General features: G+C 53.6%; 18 protein-coding genes and 2 pseudogenes. All 20 read right to left on the bottom strand.

All coding sequences use genetic code 11. The features are described from left to right. Nucleotides 1-24 precede the first annotated feature (24 nt). On the bottom strand, nt 25-882 hold the full coding sequence (gene cobA / locus AADB16_RS10755; protein WP_410803184.1) for a uroporphyrinogen-III C-methyltransferase: 858 nt from the start codon (nt 880-882) through the stop codon (nt 25-27). Then, nucleotides 879-2,153 carry a serine--tRNA ligase gene (gene serS / locus AADB16_RS10750; protein WP_410803182.1) on the bottom strand — a complete coding sequence of 425 codons (1,275 nt, stop codon included), beginning with the start codon at nt 2,151-2,153 and terminating at the stop codon, nt 879-881. The genes cobA and serS overlap by 4 nt, the downstream gene beginning before the upstream one ends. A 100-nt stretch (nt 2,154-2,253) precedes the next feature. Further along, on the bottom strand, nt 2,254-3,591 hold the full coding sequence (locus AADB16_RS10745; protein WP_410803180.1) for a replication-associated recombination protein A: 1,338 nt from the start codon (nt 3,589-3,591) through the stop codon (nt 2,254-2,256). Between the two features lies 1 nt (nt 3,592). Further along, the gene (gene lolA, locus AADB16_RS10740; RefSeq protein ID WP_309043416.1) at nt 3,593-4,252 is read right to left on the bottom strand and encodes an outer membrane lipoprotein chaperone LolA; all 660 of its coding nucleotides are present in this window, start codon (nt 4,250-4,252) and stop codon (nt 3,593-3,595) included. A gap of 12 nt (nt 4,253-4,264) precedes the next feature. Further along, nucleotides 4,265-5,767, bottom strand: a pseudogene (locus AADB16_RS10735) (DNA translocase FtsK); the annotation flags it as partial. Between the two features lie 467 nt (nt 5,768-6,234). Next, nucleotides 6,235-6,853: pseudogene (locus AADB16_RS10730) on the bottom strand (DNA translocase FtsK 4TM domain-containing protein); the annotation flags it as partial. 13 nt (nt 6,854-6,866) lie between these two features. Beyond that, complete coding sequence (locus AADB16_RS10725) at nt 6,867-8,102, bottom strand: O-succinylhomoserine sulfhydrylase (RefSeq protein WP_410803178.1); 1,236 nt, start codon at nt 8,100-8,102, stop codon at nt 6,867-6,869. Nucleotides 8,103-8,128: 26 nt separating this feature from the next. Further along, entirely contained in the window at nt 8,129-9,655 is a 1,527-nt protein-coding gene (gene purF / locus AADB16_RS10720) for an amidophosphoribosyltransferase (protein ID WP_410803176.1), read from the bottom strand. 34 nt (nt 9,656-9,689) lie between these two features. Beyond that, on the bottom strand, nt 9,690-10,226 hold the full coding sequence (locus AADB16_RS10715; protein ID WP_200200770.1) for a CvpA family protein: 537 nt from the start codon (nt 10,224-10,226) through the stop codon (nt 9,690-9,692). A gap of 91 nt (nt 10,227-10,317) precedes the next feature. After that, nucleotides 10,318-10,989: an SPOR domain-containing protein gene (locus tag AADB16_RS10710; protein ID WP_410803642.1), complete on the bottom strand. Its 672-nt coding sequence runs from the start codon at nt 10,987-10,989 to the stop codon at nt 10,318-10,320. Between the two features lie 90 nt (nt 10,990-11,079). After that, nucleotides 11,080-12,402, bottom strand: a complete 1,323-nt coding sequence (gene folC / locus AADB16_RS10705) for a bifunctional tetrahydrofolate synthase/dihydrofolate synthase (protein ID WP_410803174.1) — start codon at nt 12,400-12,402, stop codon at nt 11,080-11,082. Continuing rightward, nucleotides 12,386-13,312, bottom strand: a complete 927-nt coding sequence (gene accD, locus AADB16_RS10700; RefSeq protein WP_309043410.1) for an acetyl-CoA carboxylase, carboxyltransferase subunit beta — start codon at nt 13,310-13,312, stop codon at nt 12,386-12,388. The genes folC and accD overlap by 17 nt, the downstream gene beginning before the upstream one ends. Nucleotides 13,313-13,364: 52 nt before the next feature. Further along, nucleotides 13,365-14,177 carry a tryptophan synthase subunit alpha gene (gene trpA, locus AADB16_RS10695; RefSeq protein WP_410803171.1) on the bottom strand — a complete coding sequence of 271 codons (813 nt, stop codon included), beginning with the start codon at nt 14,175-14,177 and terminating at the stop codon, nt 13,365-13,367. Between the two features lie 31 nt (nt 14,178-14,208). Beyond that, complete coding sequence (trpB, locus tag AADB16_RS10690) at nt 14,209-15,405, bottom strand: tryptophan synthase subunit beta (RefSeq protein WP_309043486.1); 1,197 nt, start codon at nt 15,403-15,405, stop codon at nt 14,209-14,211. 4 nt (nt 15,406-15,409) lie between these two features. Then, nucleotides 15,410-16,039 (bottom strand): phosphoribosylanthranilate isomerase, encoded by a 630-nt coding sequence (locus AADB16_RS10685; RefSeq protein WP_410803169.1) that lies wholly within the window; start codon nt 16,037-16,039, stop codon nt 15,410-15,412. Further along, a complete protein-coding gene (gene truA / locus AADB16_RS10680; RefSeq protein ID WP_309043407.1) occupies nt 16,036-16,947 on the bottom strand; it encodes a tRNA pseudouridine(38-40) synthase TruA in 912 nt (303 codons plus the stop codon). The genes AADB16_RS10685 and truA overlap by 4 nt, the downstream gene beginning before the upstream one ends. 106 nt (nt 16,948-17,053) lie before the next feature. Then, nucleotides 17,054-20,149: a FimV/HubP family polar landmark protein gene (locus tag AADB16_RS10675; RefSeq protein ID WP_410803167.1), complete on the bottom strand. Its 3,096-nt coding sequence runs from the start codon at nt 20,147-20,149 to the stop codon at nt 17,054-17,056. Nucleotides 20,150-20,461: 312 nt separating this feature from the next. Beyond that, complete coding sequence (gene asd, locus AADB16_RS10670; RefSeq protein ID WP_410803165.1) at nt 20,462-21,577, bottom strand: aspartate-semialdehyde dehydrogenase; 1,116 nt, start codon at nt 21,575-21,577, stop codon at nt 20,462-20,464. Nucleotides 21,578-21,689: 112 nt separating this feature from the next. Continuing rightward, nucleotides 21,690-22,763, bottom strand: coding sequence for a 3-isopropylmalate dehydrogenase (gene leuB, locus AADB16_RS10665; protein WP_410803163.1), 1,074 nt, complete (start codon nt 22,761-22,763; stop codon nt 21,690-21,692). A 124-nt stretch (nt 22,764-22,887) separates the two neighbouring features. Further along, nucleotides 22,888-23,535 carry a 3-isopropylmalate dehydratase small subunit gene (leuD, locus tag AADB16_RS10660; RefSeq protein ID WP_309043403.1) on the bottom strand — a complete coding sequence of 216 codons (648 nt, stop codon included), beginning with the start codon at nt 23,533-23,535 and terminating at the stop codon, nt 22,888-22,890. Between the last annotated feature and the right edge of the window lie 13 nt (nt 23,536-23,548).

Raw genomic sequence — 23,548 nt, 5'->3', positions numbered from 1 at the left:
TTTTTGTTTGCCCGATTCTGAAAGTCAGGCTGTCAGGCTTGGCAAGCCGCCTACCCAATCCAGCCGATCCCTTAAAGCAACGACATGGCCGACGATAACGAGAGTGGGTGCCTGCACGCCTTCATCGTTTACCCGCTGCACAATGGTTTCCAGATTGCCGGTAACGACCAGTTGATCACGGGTCGTCCCTTTGGAAATCAGAGCAACCGGCATGTCCGGTGCCATTCCATGCTTTATCAGCTGCTCACAGATAATCGGGAGGCCAACCAGGCCCATGTAAAACACCAGCGTCTGGTTGTTTTGTACAAAATCTTTCCAGGGTAAATCGCAGGTATTATTTTTAAGATGGCCCGTCACAAAGCGCACGGATTGTGCGTAATCACGATGGGTCAGCGGTATGCCGGCATAGGCCGCGCACCCGGACGCTGCCGTAATTCCCGGCACAACTTGAAACCGAATGCCAGCCCCGGCCAGCGTCTCGATTTCCTCACCACCACGGCCAAAGATAAACGGGTCTCCACCTTTTAGCCTGACGACCCGAAAGCCCTGTTTAGCTAAATCTACTAATCTTTGGTTGATCTGATCCTGGGGTAGCGTGTGGTTAGCACGCTGTTTGCCAACATGGATCTTTTCTGCCGAATCCGGAATCAGCGCAAGAATCTCCGGCGACACCAATCGGTCGTATAGCACCACCTCTGCAGCAGTAATAAGACGCCATGCTTTCAGCGTGAGCAATTCCGGATCCCCGGGGCCAGCGCCCACCAGAGCAACCTCACCCGCCGAGCTGTTAGGGTTAGAGGTAACCGGATTCGTTCTGTAGCGGACCGGTGCAGGCGTTGCGCCCACACCTGATCCAACCTGTTGCCCGTGATTGTCGCTCATTGAATACGCTCGGCGCCACCCATGTATGGTTTGAGGGCCGTGGGAATAAGAATACTTCCGTCCGCTTGCTGGTAATTCTCCATAACGGCAATAAGGGCTCGGCCAACTGCCAGACCGGAACCGTTCAGTGTATGCACTGGCTCCGGCTTTCCGGTTTCCGGGTTGCGCCAGCGGGCACCCATTCGGCGGGCCTGGAAGTCGCGGGTGTTGGAGCATGAAGAAATTTCACGGTACTTGCCTTGCCCCGGCAGCCAGACTTCAATGTCGTAGGTTTTTGCAGCTGAAAATCCCATGTCGCCGCCGCACAAAGCGACCAGCCTGTACGGCAATTCAAGTAACTGAAGTACTTTTTCGGCATGACCGGTAAGCGCTTCCAGTGCCGCATCGGATTCTTCGGGACGAACCACCTGAACCAACTCAACCTTATCGAATTGGTGCTGGCGAATCATGCCACGGGTGTCACGGCCGTAAGAGCCCGCTTCGCTGCGGAAGCAAGGTGTATGACAAACCATTTTCAGAGGTAACTCGGCGGCGTCAAGAATCGTGTCTGATACCAGGTTTGTGACCGGTACTTCCGCGGTCGGTATCAGATAGAGCGATGGCTCGCCCTGCATCTTGAACAGATCGTCTTCAAACTTCGGTAGCTGGCCTGTGCCGTAAAGCGCGTCGGCGTTCACCAGATAAGGTACATAGGTTTCAGAATAGCCGTGCTCATCTGTGTGCAGGTTCAGCATGAACTGCGCAAGAGCTCGGTGCAGTCGAGCGACTTGCCCCCGCATAACCGCAAACCGGGAGTGTGCAAGCCGGGTGGCGGTTTCAAAGTCCAGGCCACCGAGTTCACCCCCCAGTGCAACGTGATCCTTAGGCTCGAAATCAAACGCCTTGGGCGTACCCCAGGTACGAACTTCAACGTTGTCTTCTTCGCTGTCGCCAGGGGTAACTTCCGCATCCGGAAGATTCGGAATGCCGGCCAGGAAGTCATTGATCTCATGCTGCAGGGCATTCAGCTCTTTTTCCGCCTCCGATTTACGAGACTTCAGGCTCTCTACTTCGTCCAGCAGAGGCTGTATATCCTCACCTGCTGCTTTCGCCTTACCGATGGACTTCGACTTTTTATTCTGCTCGCTCTGCAAGTTTTCTGTACTTACCTGAAGGGCGCGGCGACGCTCTTCCAGAGTTTCGAAAGCGGCGATGTCAAATACGAAGTTCTTGATGGCCAGCCGGCGGGCGATCTCTTCAGTCTGGTTACGGACGAGTTTGGGATCGAGCATGGGTATCCTGAATTTTTCGGTTTGCGATGTATGTAGAATAACTCGCCATTATACCCGTGCCGGCGCCGGTGGCTACCGCTGCAGAAACCCTGTTCGGGGTTCAGGTATGGCGTTTTCTTGGGCTTTGTTGATTGAGAGCATCCAGCCGCTGGCGCTTTTCGGAAAGCTTGATTTCCAGACCCCGGTTGACGGGCTCATAGTACCTGCGTTGGTGAATGGCCTCCGGCAGGTAAGACTCACCAGCCGCAAAGGCGTCCGGCTCATGGTGCGCGTAGCGATAGGAGTCGCCATGACCCAGGCTTTTCATGAGTTTGGTGGGGGCATTGCGCAGATGCACCGGAACCTCATAATCCGGATCGCTCCGTATGTCAGCCATGCACTGATTGTACGCTTTATAAACTGCATCGCTTTTCGGCGACAGCGCGAGATAAGTTACCGCCTGTGCCAAAGCAAGCTCTCCTTCAGGACTGCCCAAGCGCTCCTGAACATCCCAGGCATCCATGCTCAACTGCAGTGCGCGAGGGTCGGCATTACCTATATCTTCACTCGCAATCCGCACCAGGCGGCGAGCAACGTACAGTGGATCACAACCCCCATCAAGCATCCGGCACAGCCAATAAAGTGAGCCATCGGGGTCTGAGCCCCTTACAGACTTGTGCAGAGCTGATATCTGGTCGAAGAATACGTCTCCGCCCTTATCAAAACGCCGCAAACTGGTTTGCATCACCTGTTCAAGGTGTTCGGCATTAACCCGATTTTTCCCATCACTGCCAGGCTCAGCCAGATCCGCCGAAATCTCCAGAATGTTTAGCGCTCTGCGCGCATCCCCGCCGGATGCAGAGGCCATTACCTTCAACACATCATCCGATACCGCAAGCTGGCCACCAAACCCCTCTTCTGAAGCGAGGGCCCTGCCTAATAGTTTCAGAATGTCGGTTTCGTCCAGGTTTTTGAGGACATATACACGGGTGCGGGACAGCAACGCACTATTCAGTTCAAATGAAGGATTCTCGGTGGTGGCACCGACAAAAATAAACGTGCCGTCTTCGATGTGCGGCAGAAAGGCATCTTGCTGGCTTTTGTTAAAGCGGTGGACTTCATCCACAAACAAAAGCGTATCCTGACCTTGTGATTGTTTGCGGTTACGGGCACGTTCAACAATGGCGCGAATATCCTTAACACCACTGAGAACCGCCGACACCGTTTCAAAGCTCAGATCGCCAACGCTTGCCAGCAATTGTGCGAAAGTGGTTTTCCCAACTCCGGGAGGCCCCCATAGGATCATGGAGTGAAGTTGCGCCTGCTCTACCGCCCTGCGTAGTGGTTTCCCAGGCCCCACAAGATGCACCTGCCCAACATAGTCGTCGAGGCTTTCAGGGCGCATGCGGGCCGCGAGAGGCCGGAAGCCGACCTGCTCTGTGAACAGGCTATTCTGCATATCAGCCTTCGTCCCGGATTACGTCTACGCCCTCCGGGTACTCAAGCTTGAACACGCTTTTTTCCACGGATTCATTCAGCCGAATGTGATCAAAACTCAGCACGCTGAGCTGCGCCAGAGAATCCTGCATGCGCATCTCCTGCAGTTCATTCTTGAAGAAGGTCAGGCGCAGCGATACAAACAGCGAATCCTCATTTTTGGGCTCCAGCGTGAATTCACGGGTGTCGTCGCTGACCTGGCGGCCAGAAACCCGGTAGGTTTCCTCCAGGTTATCAACCTCGCCACTCAGCAGCAGCGCCGGTGTGTTTTGCACCCGGTCATCCAGATTGTGCACAGTTACCTGTTCAAGGTCCGGGTCGTACACCTCTACACTGCTTCCATCACTCACAATAAACTGGGACAAAGGTGCGCGGGTTTCCCAGTAAAACAGCCCTGGCCGTTTGGCTTTCAGGGAACCGCGGGTTTCCTGAACGTTGTTCCCGTTCTCACTGACCACGATCTGGATAAAGTCTGCCTGATAGGTTTCGTAGCTTTTCAGCAAGGAGGCCAGCTCCGTTGCTGAGCTCTTTTTACCATCCGCCATCAGTGAATTGCTGAATGTGAATGCTACCACCAGTGTCGCAACCAATGCCGGCAGGCGTTTCAGGAAAAGCTGTTGCATAAAATACGACTCCTAATCTCTGGGTGGGGGCGGCGCCAAAACTTCACGGGCTCCGTTGTGGCCGGCTGAGCTGACCACTCCGGATGCTTCCATTGCTTCAACCAGATTGGCCGCCCGGTTATAACCTATCTTGAATTTACGCTGCACCGAGGAAATGGACACCCTACGCCCTTCGGTTACAAAAGCGACCGCCTCATCAAATAGCGCGTCGCCTTCATTGTCACCCCCTTCAGATAGAGTGGGCACGCCTGGCAGGTGTTCGCCTTCAGCGCCATTAAGTACGTCGTCGACATACACCGGCTCGCCTCTGGCCTTCCAGGCACTTACTACCCGGTGAACCTCATCGTCATCCACGAAGGCCCCATGAACTCGCACAGGAAGCCCGGATCCTGGTGGCAAATAAAGCATATCGCCGTGTCCGAGAAGCTGCTCTGCTCCGCCCTGATCAAGAACAGTACGCGAGTCGATCTTGGACGATACCTGGAACGAAATACGGGTTGGAATGTTTGCTTTGATAAGCCCGGTAATTACATCCACAGAGGGCCTCTGCGTCGCCAGGATCAAGTGGATACCGGCCGCTCTCGCCTTCTGGGCGATACGCGCGATCAGCTCTTCTACCTTCTTGCCAACAATCATCATCATGTCGGCAAACTCATCGATAACAACAACGATCAACGGCAAATGCTCAAGCTCCGGGCGTTGTTGCTCATCGTCCGCAAGGTACTCGTCAGGCTTCCAAAGCGGGTCCAGCAATGGCTCACCGGCGGCAGCGGCTTCTTTAACTTTAAGATTGTAGCCGGCAAGGTTTCGTACGCCTTGCGTGGACATTAACCGGTATCGACGCTCCATCTCTGCCACGCACCAACGCAGTGCATTTGCAGCCTCTTTCATGTCGGTAACAACGGGCGCCAGCAGGTGGGGAATACCATCGTAGATGCTGAGTTCCAACATCTTGGGGTCCACCATGATGAAGCGAACATCCTCAGGCCCTGCCTTCAGAAGCATACTGAGCAGCATGGCGTTCACGCCGACAGATTTACCAGAACCAGTGGTACCGGCAACCAGCAGGTGAGGCATTTTGGCGAGGTTGGCAACCATGGGATTGCCGCCAATATCGTTACCCAGAGCCATGGTAAGCGCCGAACTGGATTCTTTGAATACACGAGAACCGAGGACTTCGCTAAGCCGAACGATTTCCCGCTTTTCATTTGGAATCTCGATGCCGACTACTGATTTCCCGGGAATAACCTCTACAACCCTCACACTCAATACCGCAAGTGAGCGCGCCAGGTCTTTGGCAAGATTGGAAATTCTGCTAACTTTGACGCCTGCTGCCGGTTTGATCTCAAAGCGAGTGATCACCGGGCCGGGGTTAACTTCAACCACTTCTACAGACACACCAAAATCGCCCAACTTTTCCTCAAGCAATCGGGACATATGCTCCAGAGCTTCTTCGGAATAACCGCTTTCCTTATGCTCCTCGGGTGGGTCAAGCAGGGATATAGGCGGAATCGGGCTCTCTATATCCTCCAGCAGCGAAGGCTGAGTGTTTTTGCCATTGTTTGTCGGTGGTTGCTCATTCTTTTTGAACGGGGATATCTTCAGAGCGCGCCCACCGGCGGCTGGCGGTGTTTTTCCCTTGTTTGATTCCGATGACTGGCTGCGAGCTTTCGCTGGCGCATCGTCCCGGGAGCTGAAACTTTCCAGGCGTGCAGGTTCCGAATCTTCATTGGCAGAAAAACCGTCAATCGCAGGTTCCTGCCGTTCGCTGGCTCGGGCTTTTGGCTTGGGAGCCTTGGCTGGCCCAAACCCGGGAATACTATGCCACCACCGTTTGCCTGGTTTGTCCTGCATAGCATCATTGTCAGGCTGGCTAATCCGGGCTGTTGATTTTGGCTTTCTCTCGACAGCGCTCAATTCAGGCTGGGCAGGTTTCTCCGGGGCCGTCTTCGTTTTGTCTGATTGCACAAGCTTTTTAAGATACTGCCCGAAGCGAAGGGTAAGCCCGCCAAGCTGGTCCATAAGCCAGAACCATGACAAACCAACCGTCACTGTCAGGGCAAAAAGAAAGATCGCTATAAGCAAAAGCGTGGTTGCAGGCAGGTTAAAAAAGCGAATCATTGCGTCTGAAACAGCGGTGCCGAGCACTCCCCCTGACGAGGCACCAAGACCAAATACAGAGTAGAGTGAGAGAAGACTGGTCGCGGACAGCAATATCAACAGAAAGCCACCGAATCGCATCAGAAAGAGCGGCCAGTGCAGATCCAGAGAATCATTACGCCTACGGATCAGCATGATGGCGTAGCCTGCCACCATCATCGGGAACAAGTAGGCGACGTGACCGAAAAAGTCCATAAGCAGGCTTGCTAGCCAAGCACCAGAGCGGCCCGCCGCGTTCAACACGCTAGTGTCGTGCCCGATGCTCGCCCAACCAGGGTCTGCAGGATTAAAGGTCACAAGTGCCATGGCCAAATAGATGCAAAGGGCAATAAGCCCGATCACCGCACCTTCACGGGCACCCTGTGCAGCAAGGCGACGGAAGCGCAGCTGTTTCTCTGTCAGGTTCTGTGGTGATTGCTTCGCTTTTGCAGATTCGGCCATGAATACTCAAACGTTAAGTGTTGCTTGCGTTCTGAAGTTCCTGAAAGCCTCTGTACAAGTCTGTTTTCAGATCTTCGACTGCTTCTATACCCACCGAAACACGCAAAAGATTCTCGGTGATGCCGGCCCTGGACTTATCTTCCGGCGATAAGCGCCCGTGAGTCGTTGTGGCCGGATGGGTAATGGTGGTTTTAACATCGCCCAGATTAGCGGTAATGGAAATCATCCGGGTGGCATCGATAAACTTCCAGGCCTCTTCCCGACCGCCCTTCAGACAAAATGACAGCACCCCACCAAATCCTTTCTGCTGCTTTTTTGCAAGCTCATGCTGTGGATGGCTCTGAAGCCCGGCGTAGTATACCCGCTCCACGGCTGGCTGTTCTTCCAGCCACACCGCCAACTCTAGCGCATTGTCGCAATGGGCTCGCATACGGATTGGTAAGGTTTCCAAGCCTTTGTGAAAGACCCAAGCATTGAATGGGCTCATTGTCGGGCCTGCGGATCTCAGGAAGCCATAGACTTCATCCATGAGCTTTGTCGGACCAACCACAACACCACCTACACAGCGGCCCTGGCCATCGAGATACTTGGTCGCGGAGTGGATGACGATATCTGCTCCGTGTTCCAGAGGCCGCTGCAGTACCGGCGTGCAGAAGCAGTTGTCCACCACGAACAGCGCGTTATTGTCATGGGCAAGCTTTGCCAATGCCGCCATATCCGCCACTTCGCAAAGGGGGTTGGACGGGGTTTCAACAAACAGCATGCGTGTGTTCGGGCGCATTGCTCCATCCCATTCCTGAGCATCTGTAAGGCTCACAAACGACGTTTCAACACCAAATTTCGCCATGTATTTCTGGAACAGCACATTGGTGGTTCCGAATACACCACGGGAGCAAATGACGTGATCGCCCGTCTTCAGCAGCGCCATGCAAGTGCTGAGAATGGCAGCCATGCCAGATGAGGTTGCGACCGCCCGTTCTCCGCCCTCCATCGCAGCGATGCGTCCCTCAAATGCCTGAACCGTCGGGTTAGTAAAGCGGGAGTAGATATTACCCGGCTCTTCACCACCAAACCGTGCCGCTGCCTGAGCGGCACTGGCATAGACGAAACTCGACGTAGGGAAAATGGCGTCGCTGTGCTCTAGCTGAGCCGTGCGCAACTGCCCTGCCCTCACCGCCAGAGTATCGAGACACATACCCTCAAGATCCGATTCGGGAATCTGGGCAGTTTCTTCGCGGTGAAAAGTCATGAGCATCTCCTGGTCAGGCTCGGTAATCAGTCTTCGTCGTTGTGAAGGTCAATAACGCCATTGTCACCAGACATACCATCTCCGCCACCTGAACGCTGGATGTCATTACGCGCTGCATCAAGGCGATTCAGATAGGCCGCATCTATATCTCCGGTTACATAATCACCGGTAAACACGGAACACTCCCAGCCATCAATGTTGTCATTTACATCACTGACGCAGGTCACAAGGTCTTCCAGGTCTTGATACAGCAGCCAGTCGGCACCAATCTGGTCGCGAATCTCGTCCACTGTTCGATCGTGAGCAATCAGTTCGCTGGCTGACGGCATGTCGATGCCGTACACGTTAGGATAGCGAACCGGGGGTGCGGCAGAGGCAAAGTACACCTTTCTGGCACCAGCATCTCTGGCCATCTGAACAATTTCCTTACAGGTGGTACCCCGAACAATGGAGTCATCCACCAACATGACGTTTTTACCTTTGAACTCAAGCTCAATGGGGTTCAGTTTCTGACGCACAGACTTCTTGCGCATGGTCTGGCCAGGCATGATAAATGTGCGACCGATATAGCGATTTTTTATGAAGCCTTCACGAAACTTCAACCCCAACCTGTGGGCCATTTGCATAGCAGATGTGCGGCTGGTATCAGGAATTGGCATAACCACATCGATATCGTGGTCCGGGCGCTCACGCTGCACTTTGTCTGCGAGGGTTTCACCCATACGCAGTCGCGCTTTATAGACCGACACACCATCCATAATGGAGTCCGGGCGCGCAAAATAAACGTGCTCGAAAATGCAGGGGAACAACTTCGGTGCGGCGGCGCATTGCTGCGTGTAAAGTGTGCCATCAGTTTCGATGTAGACCGCTTCGCCAGGAGCGATGTCTCTCACAAGGGTGTAACCCGCAGCACTGAGAGCAACACTCTCGGACGCAATCATATATTCCTTACGGCCGTTCTCATCTGTGCGCTCACCATAACACGCCGGGCGTATGCCATTCGGGTCGCGAAATCCAACAATGCCGTAGCCGGTGATCATGGCAATAACGGCATAGGCTCCGCGGCAACGTTCGTGTACGGCCCGAACCGCAGAGAAAATTTCATCTTTGGTCGGATCAAACTTACCCAGCTTTTGCAGTTCATGTGCAAAAACGTTAAGCAGCACTTCTGAATCCGAGTTGGTGTTGATATGACGCAGGTCTGTGCGGAACAGGTCCTGGCTCAGTTCGTCGGCATTCGTCAGGTTGCCGTTATGAGCCAGAGTAATACCGTAAGGGCTGTTTACATAGAAAGGCTGGGATTCAGCCGAGCTGGAACTGCCTGCGGTGGGGTACCGTACGTGGCCTATGCCAACGTTGCCCACAAGACGGTGCATATGACGGGTATGGAACACGTCCCGCACCAAGCCATTGTCTTTACGCAGAAAAAAGCGATCATCCTGGAACGTTACAATACCCGCCGCATCCTGGCCTCGGTGCTGAAGTACAGTCAGCGCATCATAAAGCGACTGATTGACATGGGAACTACTGACAATGCCGACAATGCCACACATGGATAAGATGATCTCCGGGTGTTAATTCTGAATGTTATCGGGATGCGGACGTGGGTTCCACGGCCTTTTGAGATTCTGGTGCCAGAAAACGCGCAAACTCGTCACCGAATGTTCGCCGGGACCAGTCTTCAACCACCCCCAGTCGATCTATCATGACGGATGTCCTCCACCAGGTGTCCTGGGCCAGAGGGGTGTAACGAATGAATGCTATCGCAACAATCACAACAACAATGCCGCGCAGCAATCCAAACCCCATGCCGAGAACACGATCAGTGGCTGACAGCCCCGTAGCACGGACCAGATGACCAATCATGTTATTGATAATAGCGCCAACAATGAGAGTGCCAAAAAAGAGAATGGCAAACGCGGCAATCAGGCGTACCAGCGGCGTTTCTACCGTGTTCTCGAGCAACGCCTGCATTTGGGGGTGGAAGGTTCGGGCAAGTATGAACGCGCCCACCCACGTCACGAGCGACAAAGCTTCTTTGACAAAGCCCCGTTTCAGACTGATGAGAGTGGAAACTGTAATGAGGGCAATGATGACCCAGTCGATCCAGATCAGCGCTTCCATGGAAGTCCCGGTGGAGAAAAGGAAGCGCGAATTCTATCAGGAAACGGCTGTGTGCCAAAACGCCTGATTGACATAAAGCAGACCAAAAGCGTTATTTGTCGCCCGAAGTGACCAGACTGTTCAACTTGAAGGCTTCATCAAGGTCGCGTTTGGCAGCTTCTGCTTTGGATTTTTCAGCGAAAGGACCACTAAAAACCCGCGTGAGCGTGCTATCACCACGAACGACTTCCTGAAGATGGGAACTGTATCCCGCCTTGCGAACGTTATCACGGAGACGGCGCGCATTGTCACCATCACCAAAGCTACCCAACTGAACAACCCAGGCACCTTCTAACGAGCGAGTGAACTCTGCATTTTTCTGATCAGTATCAGCCTCTGGTGTCTTTGACTCTGATGCGGCAGGTTGGGAAGAAGACGCAACCGGCTTCGGCTGTGAAGGTTCCGCCTGTACAGGCTTTGCCACATCGGCGGCGGGGTTTGCAGGAGCACTTGGTACAGGCTGCGCTGCAGATCCATCGTCTTCAAGGATTCGGAAGCCTTTATTACCGGAACCTGAACTACCCGCAGTATCTTGCTGGTAAGCAGGTGGCGCTGCCAAATCTGACACCGGCGTTTCAACTTCCGGGAAAGGAGGCTCCTCAGGGATATTAATTGAGGTGGAGGTGCGCTCCGAATGAGGCTCATCGAAAACCATAGGGACAAAAATAACAGCCAGCGAAATAAGAACCAGCGCCCCAATGATTCTTTGCTTCAGTCCATCCACGTTTCTTGGCTCCTCGCTCATTTTTCCCAGAGTCATACTAACTGCCCGCCAGCCATAACTCCAAGCCCTGCGGCAAGCTATGGACAAAGTTTAAGGCTCACCCTCTAATGCTCGCATAAGTATCAAGCGCGCCTCTGCGACCGTAAAAAACGAACCAAAAACAATAATAATGTCATTCGGGCCAGCATCCACCCGGGCTTTTTCAATGGCTCTGGCTACGGAATCGTGTACACACACAGCAGGTAATTCGCAAGGGCCAAGCTTGGTTCGAAGGGCTTCAGAACTCAAGCCTCTGGGCACGCTCAGCCCGGCAAAGTGCCAGTGATCAACCGTCGGGGCCATGGTATGGGCGACGCCCACGACATCTTTATCGGCCAGCGCCGCATACACCGCATGCACTTTGCTGCTTGCACCTTTCAGGGCCTCTAACCTTGCGGAAAGCCAGCGGGCGGCATGGGGATTGTGGCCCACATCAACGTATATATCAGGCTTGCGCCCAAGGCGCTCGAACCGTCCCGGCAAAGACACCTCAGCCAAGGCAGCCTCGATTGAAACTACCGGCATGTCCGGCTCAAGTGTCAGTATTGCCACCGCAGCAGCTGCCACACTCGGAACAGGCAAGGGTCCGGCCGGCAATCTTATGGCTTGATTCTGAACATGCAAAGTGAACCCGGGCTCACCTGTACTGCCGGTAAGCTCATCAATTGTGTAATTCTCACCTACTCTTGCCAGCATGACCTTCTGCGCAACTGCCTGCTGGATTACTGAACGCGGTGGATCCGTATCGGCAAGCACCGCGGGTATGCCGGGCCGAAGAATACCGGCCTTCTCGAACCCGATAACCTCGCGGTTGTCCCCAAGAAACGCCACGTGGTCAATATCCACTGAGGTAATAATCGCAAGATCCGGATCAATCACATTGACGGCATCGAGACGACCACCAAGGCCTACCTCAAGAATCCAGTCCTCGACACCCGCATCATTCAGAACGACAAATGCGGCCAGGGTACCAAACTCAAAATACGTCAGAGTTACTGAACCGCGAGCGGCTTCCACCTTTTCAAATGCAGATATCAGAATCGCATCATCAACATCTTGACCATCAACGCGAATACGCTCGTTGTAATTTTGTAGATGCGGTGACGTATAGACACCGGTGCGACGGCCTCGGGCCCTCAACAGCGCCTCAAGGGTTGCCACTGTGCTGCCCTTGCCGTTGGTCCCGGCAACAGTAATTACGCGCGCTTTGGGCTTGTTACGGAAAATCCGGCGCAGAACCACAAGTACCCGGTCGAGCCCAAGATCAATTTCGGTGGGGTGGATCGATTCCAGCCAGAACAGCCAGTCATTAAGGGAAGCACCAGCCCCCGGTGCTTTCGGGGGCTGGGATTGCGATTTACTCGGCTGGAACATCAGCGTCTGGCTTTTCCGTTATCTCAAATTCAATGGGCTCGTCGGTTCCCGGACGGTCTTGGCCGGTGAACTTCGCCAACACGTGGGCAATACGCTCACGCATCTGGTGACGGTGCAGGATCATGTCGATAGCTCCGTGTTCAAGCAAGAACTCGCTACGCTGAAAGCCTTCAGGAAGCTTTTCACGAACAGTTTGTTCAATCACGCGAGGACCAGCAAACCCAATGAGCGCGTTGGGCTCGGCAATATTGAGATCTCCCAACATCGCCAAACTCGCAGATACTCCACCGAAAACCGGATCGGTCATCACAGAGATATACGGAATGCCTTCCTGCTTCATGCGCTCGAGCACGGCTGCTGTTTTGGACATCTGCATCAGCGAAAGAATGGCCTCTTGCATCCGTGCGCCACCGCTGGCAGAAAAACAAACCAGAGGAATACGCTCGGCAAGCGCTACATTGGCAGCCTGAACGAACTTCTCGCCAACTACCTGACCCATGGAACCACCCATGAAGCCAAATTCAAAGGAGCAGGCCACCAGTGGAACACCCAGTGTTTTGCCTTTCATGGCAACAAGAGCATCTTTCTCACCTGTGGCCTTTTGAGCCTGCACGAGGCGATCTTTATAGCGCTTGGTGTCCTTGAACTTCAAACGATCCCACGGCTCAAGGTTTGCTCCGATTTCTTCGCGGTCTTCCGGATCCAGAAAAATATCAAGACGGCGACGGGCGGCAACCCTCAGGTGATGATTACACTTAGGGCAAACATCCAGATTCTTCTCCAGCTCCGGCTTGTAGAGGAAGGCTCCACATTTGGGACATTTTTTCCAAAGCCCTTCAGGAACACCTGTTCTGCGATTGGATTCCGAGCGAATCTTGCCCGGCATTATCTTGTCCAGCCAGTTACTCATGGTTTCATCCTGTCCTTTGATTCCTGTCCGCCCTCACCTTCCAACTTTCAGGTCAGGAGGCCAGGCTGTCCAGTGCTTCACGCATAGGGTTGAGCAGATCTGTCAGTGCTCGTTTAAGCGCGCCGATATCTGTTTGATTTCTGGCTATTGTATCCACCAATACACTGCCAACAATTACACCATCGGATACCCTTCCCACGGCGGCAGCTGTCTCAGCGTCACGAATACCAAAGCCAACACCAACCGGTAGCGCTGTCAGTTCATGGATATGGGCCACTTTAGCGGCAACTTCATCCACGTTTATTTTGGCAGCTCCGGTCACGCCATTAAATGAAACATAGTACACATAGCCCGAAGAGTGGTCGGCAATTGCACGAATTCTTTCATCGGTCGTCGTCGGTGCTAGCAGGAAAATCGGGTCCAACCCGCGTTTTGCAAACATAGGTGCAACGTCATCGGCTTCTTCCGGGGGCAAGTCCACAGTCAGAACACCGTCTACGCCTGCCTCTACCGCCGCGTCTGCAAAGGCTTCATAACCCATAGCCTCAATCGGATTGAGGTAACCCATCAACACCACTGGAGTAGCATCATTGGTTTTTCTGAACTCGCTTACCATTGCCAGCACACGACGCAACGATGTGCCATGTTTGAGTGCGCGCTCGCAGGCCAGCTGAATCACCGGCCCATCGGCCATTGGGTCTGAAAACGGCACACCTAGCTCGATGATATCGACACCCGCGTCTACCATGGTATGCATCAGCCCCACAGTCTCGTCGGGGTGCGGATCACCGGCGGTAATAAAGGGAATAAGTGCCTTACGGCCTTGTCCTTTGAGGGTTTGGAGAACCCCTTCAATTCGGCTCATGCCTGCTCCTGTCGATTAATCAGACCAATATTTACAGTTCAATACCATCTAGCTGCGCAACGGTATGGATGTCTTTGTCGCCGCGGCCGGAGACGTTAATTACCACCATCTGGTCTTTGTCCATTGTGGCTGCAAGCTTGACTGCATAAGCCACGGCGTGAGCCGATTCCAGTGCCGGCATAATACCTTCAACGAGAGTCAACATGCGAAACGCTTCGAGCGCCTCTTCATCGGTTACCGACACGTAATTGGCCCGCCCGATATCCTTCAACCAGCTGTGCTCTGGCCCTACTCCGGGGTAATCCAGCCCGGCACTGACGGAATGGGTGCTGGCTATTTGCCCGTCATCATCTTCCATCAAGTAGGTGCGGTTACCATGAAGCACTCCAGGACGGCCAGCACACAAGGGAGCCGCGTGCTCACCGGTTTCAATGCCATGGCCGCCGGCTTCTACGCCATAAAGCTGTACAGATTCATCGGTCAGGAACGGGTAGAACATACCAATCGCGTTGGAACCCCCACCCACACAGGCCACCAGCGCATCCGGCAGCTTGCCTGTTTTTTCAAGAGATTGACGGCGGGTTTCACGCCCGATGACCGACTGGAAATCACGCACCAACAAAGGGTAAGGATGAGGCCCAGCTACGGTACCGATAATGTAGAAAGTATCTTCAACATTGGTAACCCAGTCACGCATGGCGTCGTTCATGGCGTCTTTAAGTGTACGGCTACCGCTCTGAACCGCGTGGACCTGTGCACCAAGAAGTTTCATGCGGTACACGTTAAGTGACTGACGCTGAACGTCGTCGGCACCCATGAATACATGACACTCCAGCCCCAAACGAGCGCAAACCGTAGCTGTAGCAACCCCGTGCTGCCCTGCTCCGGTTTCTGCGATGATCCGCTTTTTACCAAGGAAACTGGCGAGCAAGGCCTGACCAATCGTGTTATTTACTTTGTGGGCGCCGGTGTGATTCAGGTCTTCCCGCTTTAGCCAGATTTGTGCACCACCGGTTTCCCGGGTCAGTCGCTCAGCAAAGTACAAAGGGCTGGGACGACCAACATAGTCTGCGAGATCTTTATCAAACGTGGACTGGAACTCAGGATCGTTCTTGAGCCGCAAGTATTCCCGTTCAAGCGTCATCAAAGAATCCATCAGCGTCTCGGAAACAAATCGTCCGCCAAAGGCGCCGAAGTGTCCTCGCGCATCCGGTAGTGCCGTCAGCATTTCTTCAGTCAGTTTTACAGACACGGTGAACCTCTCTAATAAACTCAGTGATTTTTTCGATGTCTTTGATGCCTTTGCTCTTTTCAACACCACCGCTGACATCAACAGCCCAAGGCCTCACCTTCTCTACGGCGCCAGACACGTTATCAGATGACAAGCCACCGGCCAATATGAGAGGTAAAGCACGCTCGGGCGGAATCAGATCCCAATTAAATGAGTGGCCGGTGCCGCCATAGCGATCAGGGTCCCAGGCGTCGACCAGAAGCCCGGAGGCACGCCTGTAATCGTTAAAAGCCTGCTCGATTTGCCCGGCCCGCTGAACCCTAATTGCCTTGACCCAGCGTCGATCAAACTGCTCGCAAAACTCCGAGGTTTCATCCCCATGAAATTGCAACAAATCCAAAGGTACACGGCTCAGTACCTCTCTGACCTGCTCTTCTTGTGGGTTCACAAACAGTCCGACGACGGACACAAAGGCGGGAACATAACGGGCAAGCACCTCAGCCTGCTCAATCGTAACAGCACGAGGGCTCGGCTCGTAAAACACGAACCCAATTGCGTCCGCACCTTTGGAGACCGCCGCCAAAACATCCTCAGCACGGGTCAGACCGCAAATTTTCACTCGGGTATTCATGGTATTTGCACCGGCTTCTGCTTTGGGTGAATGTGCGTTGGTTGCACCGGATAGTTATCCGCTTTGCTAAACCAAGGCCGGACAAACCCCGGACCGCATTCCGCCTGCGGTATTTCAAAATTGTCAGGGTAGCCAACATCAACCAGATACAAGCCGTGAGGCGGTGCGGTTACTCCGGCCAAGGTGCGATCCTTCGCAAGCAGTATGTCATGAATCCAGGACAACGACTGCTTTCCGGTACCTACCGCCATAAGAGCCCCTGCGATATTCCGAACCATGTGGTGAAGAAACGCATTGGCCTGCACATCTATTACGACGAAGTTTGCTTTGCGGGTTACTTTTATCTGCTCAAGAAAGCGAATCGGGGTTCGTGATTGGCAACCTGCAGCACGGAATGAGGAGAAATCATGTTCCCCCACCAGCGCCTGAGCCGCTTCGTGCATTCGCTCCGCGTCCAGTTCCCGAAAGGTCCAGCTCACCTGCCCGCGTTGAATACCGGGGCGTACCGGGCTGTTGTATATAACGTAGCGATAACGCCTGTACACGGCGGAAAAGCGCGCATGAAAGTCCTCGCAGGCGTTTCCAGCCCAGTGCACAGCAATATCAAACGGTAATGCAGTATTGATGCCCATAACCCAGGAACGGAGGTTACGAACAGAAGGCGTCTCAAAATGCACGACCTGATAGCTTGCGTGCACCCCCGTATCAGTACGGCCGGCGCAGACAAGGTTTACGGGGTGGTTTGCCACCTTGGCAACGGCTTTGGTAAGTTCGGCTTCAACCGAGCGCACTCCGGATTTTTGCAACTGCCAGCCGTGAAAACTTCGGCCATCGTACTCGAAAGCCAAGGCAACCCGCCCGCCGCCAATCGCATTGTCCGCTGTGAGTTCCTGAGGGTAGAGAAACAAGTGTGAATCCGGAAAGTATGTTGCTGTAAAAACAAAGCGCCGGCTGAGTGCCAGGAGAATCCCCGGCGGCCGGCGCTTGCTGCCTCAATAATCCGATTATAACGGATCAGGACAGATTTTTAAGCAAGTCCTGAGCTTCAGCTTTCTGCTCGTCATTCCCCTCAAGTGCAACCTCTTCGAGAATATCACGGGCTCCATCACTGTCACCCATCTCGATGTAAGCTCTTGCCAAGTCAAGCTTGGTAGCGGCCTCATCCGTTCCAGCGAGGAAGTCGAAGTCATCATCGTCACCAAGATCGTCTTCGTTAATCTCGGAAAGCGGTGGCGTTACAACGGTATCCCGAACTTCTTCGGAAGCGATAGGCAGATCTTCATCGAGAAGGCTATCGTCAGCTTCTGACTCCAGCGCATCCTCAAGCCCGAGTTCATCATCGAGAGACAACTCATCATCCAATGAGAGCTCATCACCTTCCAGACTGTCGCTGTCGCTCTCAGCCGCATCGGAGAACTCTCCCATCAAGGCAAGGTCTTCATCCGATACATCCAGCTCAAGATCATCAAGCGTCGATTCTTCCAACTCATCGCCAGCCAGTTCATCATCTTCACCGGCGACTTTGTCGAGCTCGGCATCGAGTTCGTCCAGGAAGCTTTCATCGAGAGAATCAAGATCCAGGCTTTCGACATCCGATTCCGCGTCCACTTCCGACTCAACAGCGGTCTCAGGCTCTATCTTGAAATCGGATTCGAGAGCATCATCGAGCTCCAGATCTGTGGAATCGCCCAGTTCGTCAAGTTCCTCCAGAGCTTCCTCTGGAGATTCATCGGAATCGTCCAGATCTATCTCAAGAGAAGAAAAGTCACTCTCCTCCGCAACGCCTGACTCTTCCTCATCGGCCTTGGGTAACTCAAGCCCTGACAAATCGTATTCGATCGGGTCGTCGGATTTATTCTTTTCTTCGGTGTCCAGCGTATCGAGATCGAAGTCAGCAAGGTCGGCGTCGAAATCACCGAATTCGTTTTCAACCTGTTCCTCGCGGGCTGACTCAGCCTGATCGGACAAAAGCTCATCGGAAAGAGGTGCTGGCGTCTCGAGTTCTTCACCGAAGGAGTCGGAACGAAGCTGGGATTCAAGATCATCAATGCTAGGCATTGACTCAGCCTCTTCAAGGCGAGCGCTTAGCTCGTTCGCTCGGGCCAAAGCCTCGTCATCGTCCAGCGTTTGAATTTCACCAAACTGCTTTTCGAAGGATTCGCGATCCCGGTTGTCGGCATACACTTCAAGAAGCTTCAAACGCAGATCTGTGCGGCTTGGCTCTTTGGAAATCGCGGCTTCCAGAACCTGTGCTGCCTGATCGTAGCGACCGTAAGCTACGTAGGTGTCAGCCTCTTCAAGAGCATCGCTGGCAACTTCGCTCTGAACAGGCTCTTCATCGTCCAGGGTCAGATCAAAGGTATCTTCGGGCCCCTCAGGGTCATTGTTCAGCTGCTCGTAAAATGCCTTCTCTCTGTTTGCACTGCGTCGGGCAAGAAGCAGAAGAAGCAGCAGCAACAGAATCAGGCCGCCACCAAGGGCAATCTGATACACCGTATTGCCAGTGATCGCATCGATGATATTTCCGGGAAAGCCCTTTTCAACAACAGGTGCAGGTTTTGGCTGGGGCTTGGCTTCAGCAGCGTCTGTCTCTGCTGGCTGGGCTGGCTGCTCTGACGGTTCGCCAGTGACAGGCATTGCTTCACTGCCGGCGACATCTGTTTCCTGGCCAACCTCGGCCACATCCCCAGTCGGCTCGGAATCAGAAGTGATTTCCGTCGCTTCTGTCTCACCTGTGGTCTCACCTGAGGTCTCAGCCTGGCCTGCCGCCCCTTCCATGCCGGCAGGGTCAGTTTCAGCTGCTGATTGTTCTTGACCAGCCTCACCAGCCAGCTCAGTTTCAGCGGCGTCTTCTGCAGTTTCACCTTGCTCAGGTTCTGCTGCCGTTTCACCTTGCTCGGGTGCGGTGCCACTCTCAACAGCAGTCGCATCAACTCCAGCTGTATCAGCCACTGGTGCTGTTTCAGCTTCAACCGTGGCGTCGCCAGCAGCTGCACCTTGTTGCATTTCTGCAAGCTGAGTATTTTTTAGTTCTAGCAGACGCTGAAGGGTTTGCACCTGGTCTTGAAGGTCGTCAACACGGGTATTAAGCTCGTCGTTCTCACGGCGCGTGCTTTCGAGCTGCTCCATGACTACGGCAGAACCTGCATCGACACCTCCGGCAAGCTGGCCATCACCACCCGCAGAACCGCCATCAACCTGGCTGCGGTTACCTTCATCGTCGGCAACCAGCAATTTGAGCTCATCTCCACCAGCCTGACCTGCTCCAGCAACGCCAGCAGCAGACTGCTGGGCAACTGTTGCGTCAACGGTGCGCTTAGGCTGCTGGAACTCCTGATTCTGCTGAGCCACCGCACGGGTTGCCTCAGCACGACTGCGATTGCGGATTTGATCCGCTGTTGGAACACGAAGAACCTGGCCCCGCTTGAGTCGGTTGATATTGTTACCAATAAACGCGTCGGGGTTCAGATCCTGTAACGCCAACATTACCTGCTGCATGGACAGGCTGTTATCGGGGCGAACGGTAGCTGCGATCGTCCAGAGCGTATCAGCAGGGCCTGTGGGCCCAAATGTGCCTGAGCCATACCCACTGCTTCGGGGCTGCTCTACCCTGGTTTGACGCCGAACTGACTCAGCACTGCGTCCCGCAGTAGCGGGACGAGATTGTGCAGAAGGTGTTCTTACTTGTTCTGCAACGCCGGAATCTTCGGCAAAAACTGGGGGATCCACAAGAACTGCGTACTCACGCATGATCCGACCATTAGGCCAGGTCAGTTCCAGCAGAAAATTGAGGTACGGCTCTCTCAACGGCTCCCGGGAGGATACATTCACAACCAGGCTGCCATCAGGGCTCGTAGCTACATTAAAACGGAGCTTGCCAACAAATTGGCCCCGTTGCAGACCCAGTCTCTGATATGCCCTTTCTGGAGCGATGTTCACAAACACATCTCCGGGATCAACACCCCGGCTTTGTGGCAGAACAATTTCCGCATCCATTGGCTCATTCAGATAGGACTGAAGTTCAATCTCACCCAGTCCCAGGGCTTGAGCGACGCCAGATCCGAGTCCTCCTGCCAACGCCAATGCAACCGCAAGCTTGCGTACCTTCATGCTTTTTCCTTTCAAGTCTCCGTTATCCGCGACTGTTTTTTAAACAGAACCGGACGAGGTAGGGTGACTTCCGTCTGGATAATTCCCGATTAATATGTCGCGTTTTCAGTTCTTAGTCCGGCAAGTATTGTTGATAAAGCCTCTTTTATCAATCAATCAGCCGCAATCCTTGCACCAAATATTTATCAGTTGCACGGAACTCTCTATTAGCCCTGAAAATAACAGGGGCGGAGCCTGAAATCAGCCTCCGCCCCCTAACCGGCTTCCTGAAACCGGACACAGTTGGCATTTATTGCCTCTGTGTAACAATTCTTAACGTTCCTGAAGGATTCGCAACATGCGGCGCAAGGGCTCAGCGGCACCCCACAACAGTTGATCGCCTACTGTAAACGCAGAAATATACTCCGGACCCATGGCCAATTTACGGATTCGACCAATGGGTATGCTCAGAGTACCGGTCACCTTTGCAGGCGTCAGTTCCTTAACGCTTGCATCACGCTCGTTGGGAATTACTTTAACCCAGTCGTTAGCCTTCGCCAGAATTGATTCAATTTCCGAAACCGACAGATTTTTCTTGAGCTTGATGGTTAGCGCCTGACTGTGAGAGCGCATGGCTCCAATCCGCACGCAAATGCCATCAATAGGAATCGGGTTATCTGTCCGACCAAGAATTTTATTGGTCTCTACCCCTGCCTTCCACTCTTCCTTGCTCATGCCGTTATCAAGCTGCTTATCGATAAACGGTATCAAGCTGCCCGCCAAGGGCACCTGAAAATGCTCAGTAGGAAACGTATCTGAGCGCATGGCATCAGTGATCTTGCGGTCAATATCCAGAATCGCGGAAGATGGGCTTGCAAGCTCATCACCCACACTGCGGTTGAGCTCACCCATCTGGTTAAGCAATTCACGCATATTCTGAGCACCGGAGCCAGAAGCAGCCTGATAGGTCATGGGGGAAACCCATTCAATCAGATCCTGTTCGAGCAGACCGCCAAGCGCAAGCATCATCAGGCTCACTGTGCAGTTGCCCCCGATATAATCCTTAACACCGAGCTTTAACGCATCGTCAATAACGTTGCGGTTTACCGGATCCAGCACAATGACAGAATGATCTGCCATACGCAGCGTGGAAGCAGCATCAATCCAGTAGCCTTCCCAGCCTGCATCACGCAGCTTCTGATAGACCGCACCGGTGTAGTCGCCACCCTGACAAGTGAGGATCACATCCAGAGTTTTGAGGGTTTCGATATCAAACGCATCCTGCAAGGGAGGCACACCCTCCTTGCCTACATTCGGAGCTGGCTGACCAGCTTGAGAGGTGGTGAAAAATACCGGATCGATATCAGCAAAATCATTTTCTTCGCGCATGCGCTGCATGAGGACAGAGCCCACCATACCGCGCCAACCTACAAGTCCAACTCGCTTCATGTGCGATCTTTGAACCTCGCTTTATGCCCGCCCTCAGCCTATATCGCTGGCGGGGACAGGATGAATGTTCCCGCAGCAACCGCATCGTGTTGCTGTCGGGGGTGATCGTAATTTACAGGGCAGCCAGTACCGCATCACCCATTTCACGGGTTGAGACCCGGCTTCCGCCTTCCGACATAATATCGGCTGTACGCAGCCCCTGGTCCAACACCTTATGTACAGCCGCTTCAATTGCCGCTGCTGCCGGTTCTTCATCCAGACTGTACCGCAACATCATTGCGGCACTGATAATCGTTGCCAACGGATTGGCAATGCCTTTACCGGCAATGTCCGGCGCAGAACCATGGCAAGGCTCGTACATGCCTTGCTTTTCGGAGTTCAGCGACGCCGATGGCAACATACCAATGGAGCCAGTCAGCATGGCTGCTTCATCTGAAAGAATATCACCAAACATGTTACCAGTCACAATCACGTCGAACTGCTTGGGTGCACGAACCAGCTGCATGGCTGCGTTATCCACGTACATATGGGACAGCTCGACATCCGGATACTCGCTCTTCAGCTCGTTCATAATCTCGCGCCACAGCACGGTCACTTCAAGCACATTAGCTTTGTCTACCGAGCACAGCTTTTTGCCCCGTTGCTGGGCGGCTTCAAACGCAACCCGGCCAATACGACGGATCTCGGTCTCGGTATAGGCGTAGGTGTTGTAGCCCTGGCGCTCGCCACTCTCTAGCTGGCGCACACCGCGTGGCTGACCGAAGTAAATACCACCAGTAAGCTCACGCACAATCATGATATCCAGACCCGAAACCACCTCAGGCTTGAGAGAGGATGCGGACGCCAACTGAGGGTAAAGAATAGCTGGCCGCAGATTGGCAAACAGCTTCAGGTTGGAACGCAAACCTAGCAGGCCCTTCTCGGGCCGCTTGGCCATTGGAAGCGCATCCCACTTGGGGCCGCCAACTGCGCCCAACAAGATGGCATCAGCCTTACGCGCCTTTTCAAGAGTCTCATCCGGTAACGGATTATCTTCTTCGTCCAGAGCCGCCCCTCCAACGAGGCCTGTCTCAAACGTTAGCTTAAGGTCAAACTTTTCATTGATAGCACGCAGGATCTTTTCTGCCTCTGCAACAATTTCCGGGCCTATGCCGTCACCCGGCAAAAGAAGTACTGTTCTGGACATGATGCGCTTCCAAATCTTGATAAGCCGCCCTTGACAAGGCCGGCGAATTAAAAATTGCCGGGTGTGGTACTACGCACCCGGACTGTTACGAGTTTCAGCTTTTACGCAGTAAACCTGAAAGCCTTTACTGGCCAGCACCGAACAACCAGGGTGCCGTTTTGCGGCGCTGATTTTCGTATGACTTGATCAGTTCTGCATCCTCCAGCGTCACCCCAATATCATCCAGCCCATTCAACAAACAATGACGGCGGAAATCATCCACATCAAAGCCGAAGGATTCGCCAGATGGCGTGATCACTGTTTTTGCCTCCAGGTCCACAGTCAATTGATAGCCTTCCGAAACCTCAGCCTCTTCAAACAACTGATCCACAATTTTCTCTTCAAGAACAATTGGTAACAAGCCATTCTTAAAGCAATTATTGTAAAATATATCTGCAAAGCTTGGAGCGATAATAACTCGAAATCCATAATCATCAAGCGCCCAGGGAGCGTGCTCACGACTCGACCCGCAACCGAAATTGCTGCGAGCCAACAAAACACTTGCACCCTTGTAACGGGGCTGGTTAAGCACAAAATCCGGATTCAGCGGGCGCTGAGAGCTGTCTTGATCCGGCTTACCTTCGTCAAGATAGCGCAGCTCATCAAACAGATTCGGGCCAAAGCCCGTACGCTTGATGGATTTCAAAAACTGCTTGGGAATAATCATGTCCGTATCCACATTGGAACGGTCCATGGGGGCCACAAGGCCCTGGTGTTGCGTAAATGCGCGCATGGTTCAGTTCTCT

It is taken from the genome of Marinobacter sp. KMM 10035, from assembly GCF_046537445.1.
Taxonomy (GTDB): Bacteria; Pseudomonadota; Gammaproteobacteria; order Pseudomonadales; family Oleiphilaceae; genus Marinobacter; species Marinobacter sediminicola.
Note: the sequence above shows the minus strand (reverse complement) of the source record. Positions and strands in the feature narration are given on the sequence as shown.

Coding starts and splice junctions, on each gene's coding strand:
- accD (WP_309043410.1), bottom strand. CDS start 13,312: ATGAGTAACTGGCTGGACAAGATAATGCCGGGCAAGATTCGCTCGGAA.
- folC (WP_410803174.1), bottom strand. CDS start 12,402: ATGTTCCAGCCGAGTAAATCGCAATCCCAGCCCCCGAAAGCACCGGGG.
- trpA (WP_410803171.1), bottom strand. CDS start 14,177: ATGAGCCGAATTGAAGGGGTTCTCCAAACCCTCAAAGGACAAGGCCGT.
- leuD (WP_309043403.1), bottom strand. CDS start 23,535: ATGCGCGCATTTACGCAACACCAGGGCCTTGTGGCCCCCATGGACCGT.
- AADB16_RS10675 (WP_410803167.1), bottom strand. CDS start 20,149: ATGAAGGTACGCAAGCTTGCGGTTGCATTGGCGTTGGCAGGAGGACTC.
- leuB (WP_410803163.1), bottom strand. CDS start 22,763: ATGTCCAGAACAGTACTTCTTTTGCCGGGTGACGGCATAGGCCCGGAA.
- serS (WP_410803182.1), bottom strand. CDS start 2,153: ATGCTCGATCCCAAACTCGTCCGTAACCAGACTGAAGAGATCGCCCGC.
- AADB16_RS10725 (WP_410803178.1), bottom strand. CDS start 8,102: ATGACTTTTCACCGCGAAGAAACTGCCCAGATTCCCGAATCGGATCTT.
- AADB16_RS10745 (WP_410803180.1), bottom strand. CDS start 3,591: ATGCAGAATAGCCTGTTCACAGAGCAGGTCGGCTTCCGGCCTCTCGCG.
- asd (WP_410803165.1), bottom strand. CDS start 21,577: ATGAAGCGAGTTGGACTTGTAGGTTGGCGCGGTATGGTGGGCTCTGTC.
- lolA (WP_309043416.1), bottom strand. CDS start 4,252: ATGCAACAGCTTTTCCTGAAACGCCTGCCGGCATTGGTTGCGACACTG.
- cobA (WP_410803184.1), bottom strand. CDS start 882: ATGAGCGACAATCACGGGCAACAGGTTGGATCAGGTGTGGGCGCAACG.
- purF (WP_410803176.1), bottom strand. CDS start 9,655: ATGTGTGGCATTGTCGGCATTGTCAGTAGTTCCCATGTCAATCAGTCG.
- AADB16_RS10715 (WP_200200770.1), bottom strand. CDS start 10,226: ATGGAAGCGCTGATCTGGATCGACTGGGTCATCATTGCCCTCATTACA.
- trpB (WP_309043486.1), bottom strand. CDS start 15,405: ATGCTGACGGCACTACCGGATGCGCGAGGACACTTCGGCGCCTTTGGC.
- AADB16_RS10685 (WP_410803169.1), bottom strand. CDS start 16,039: ATGAATACCCGAGTGAAAATTTGCGGTCTGACCCGTGCTGAGGATGTT.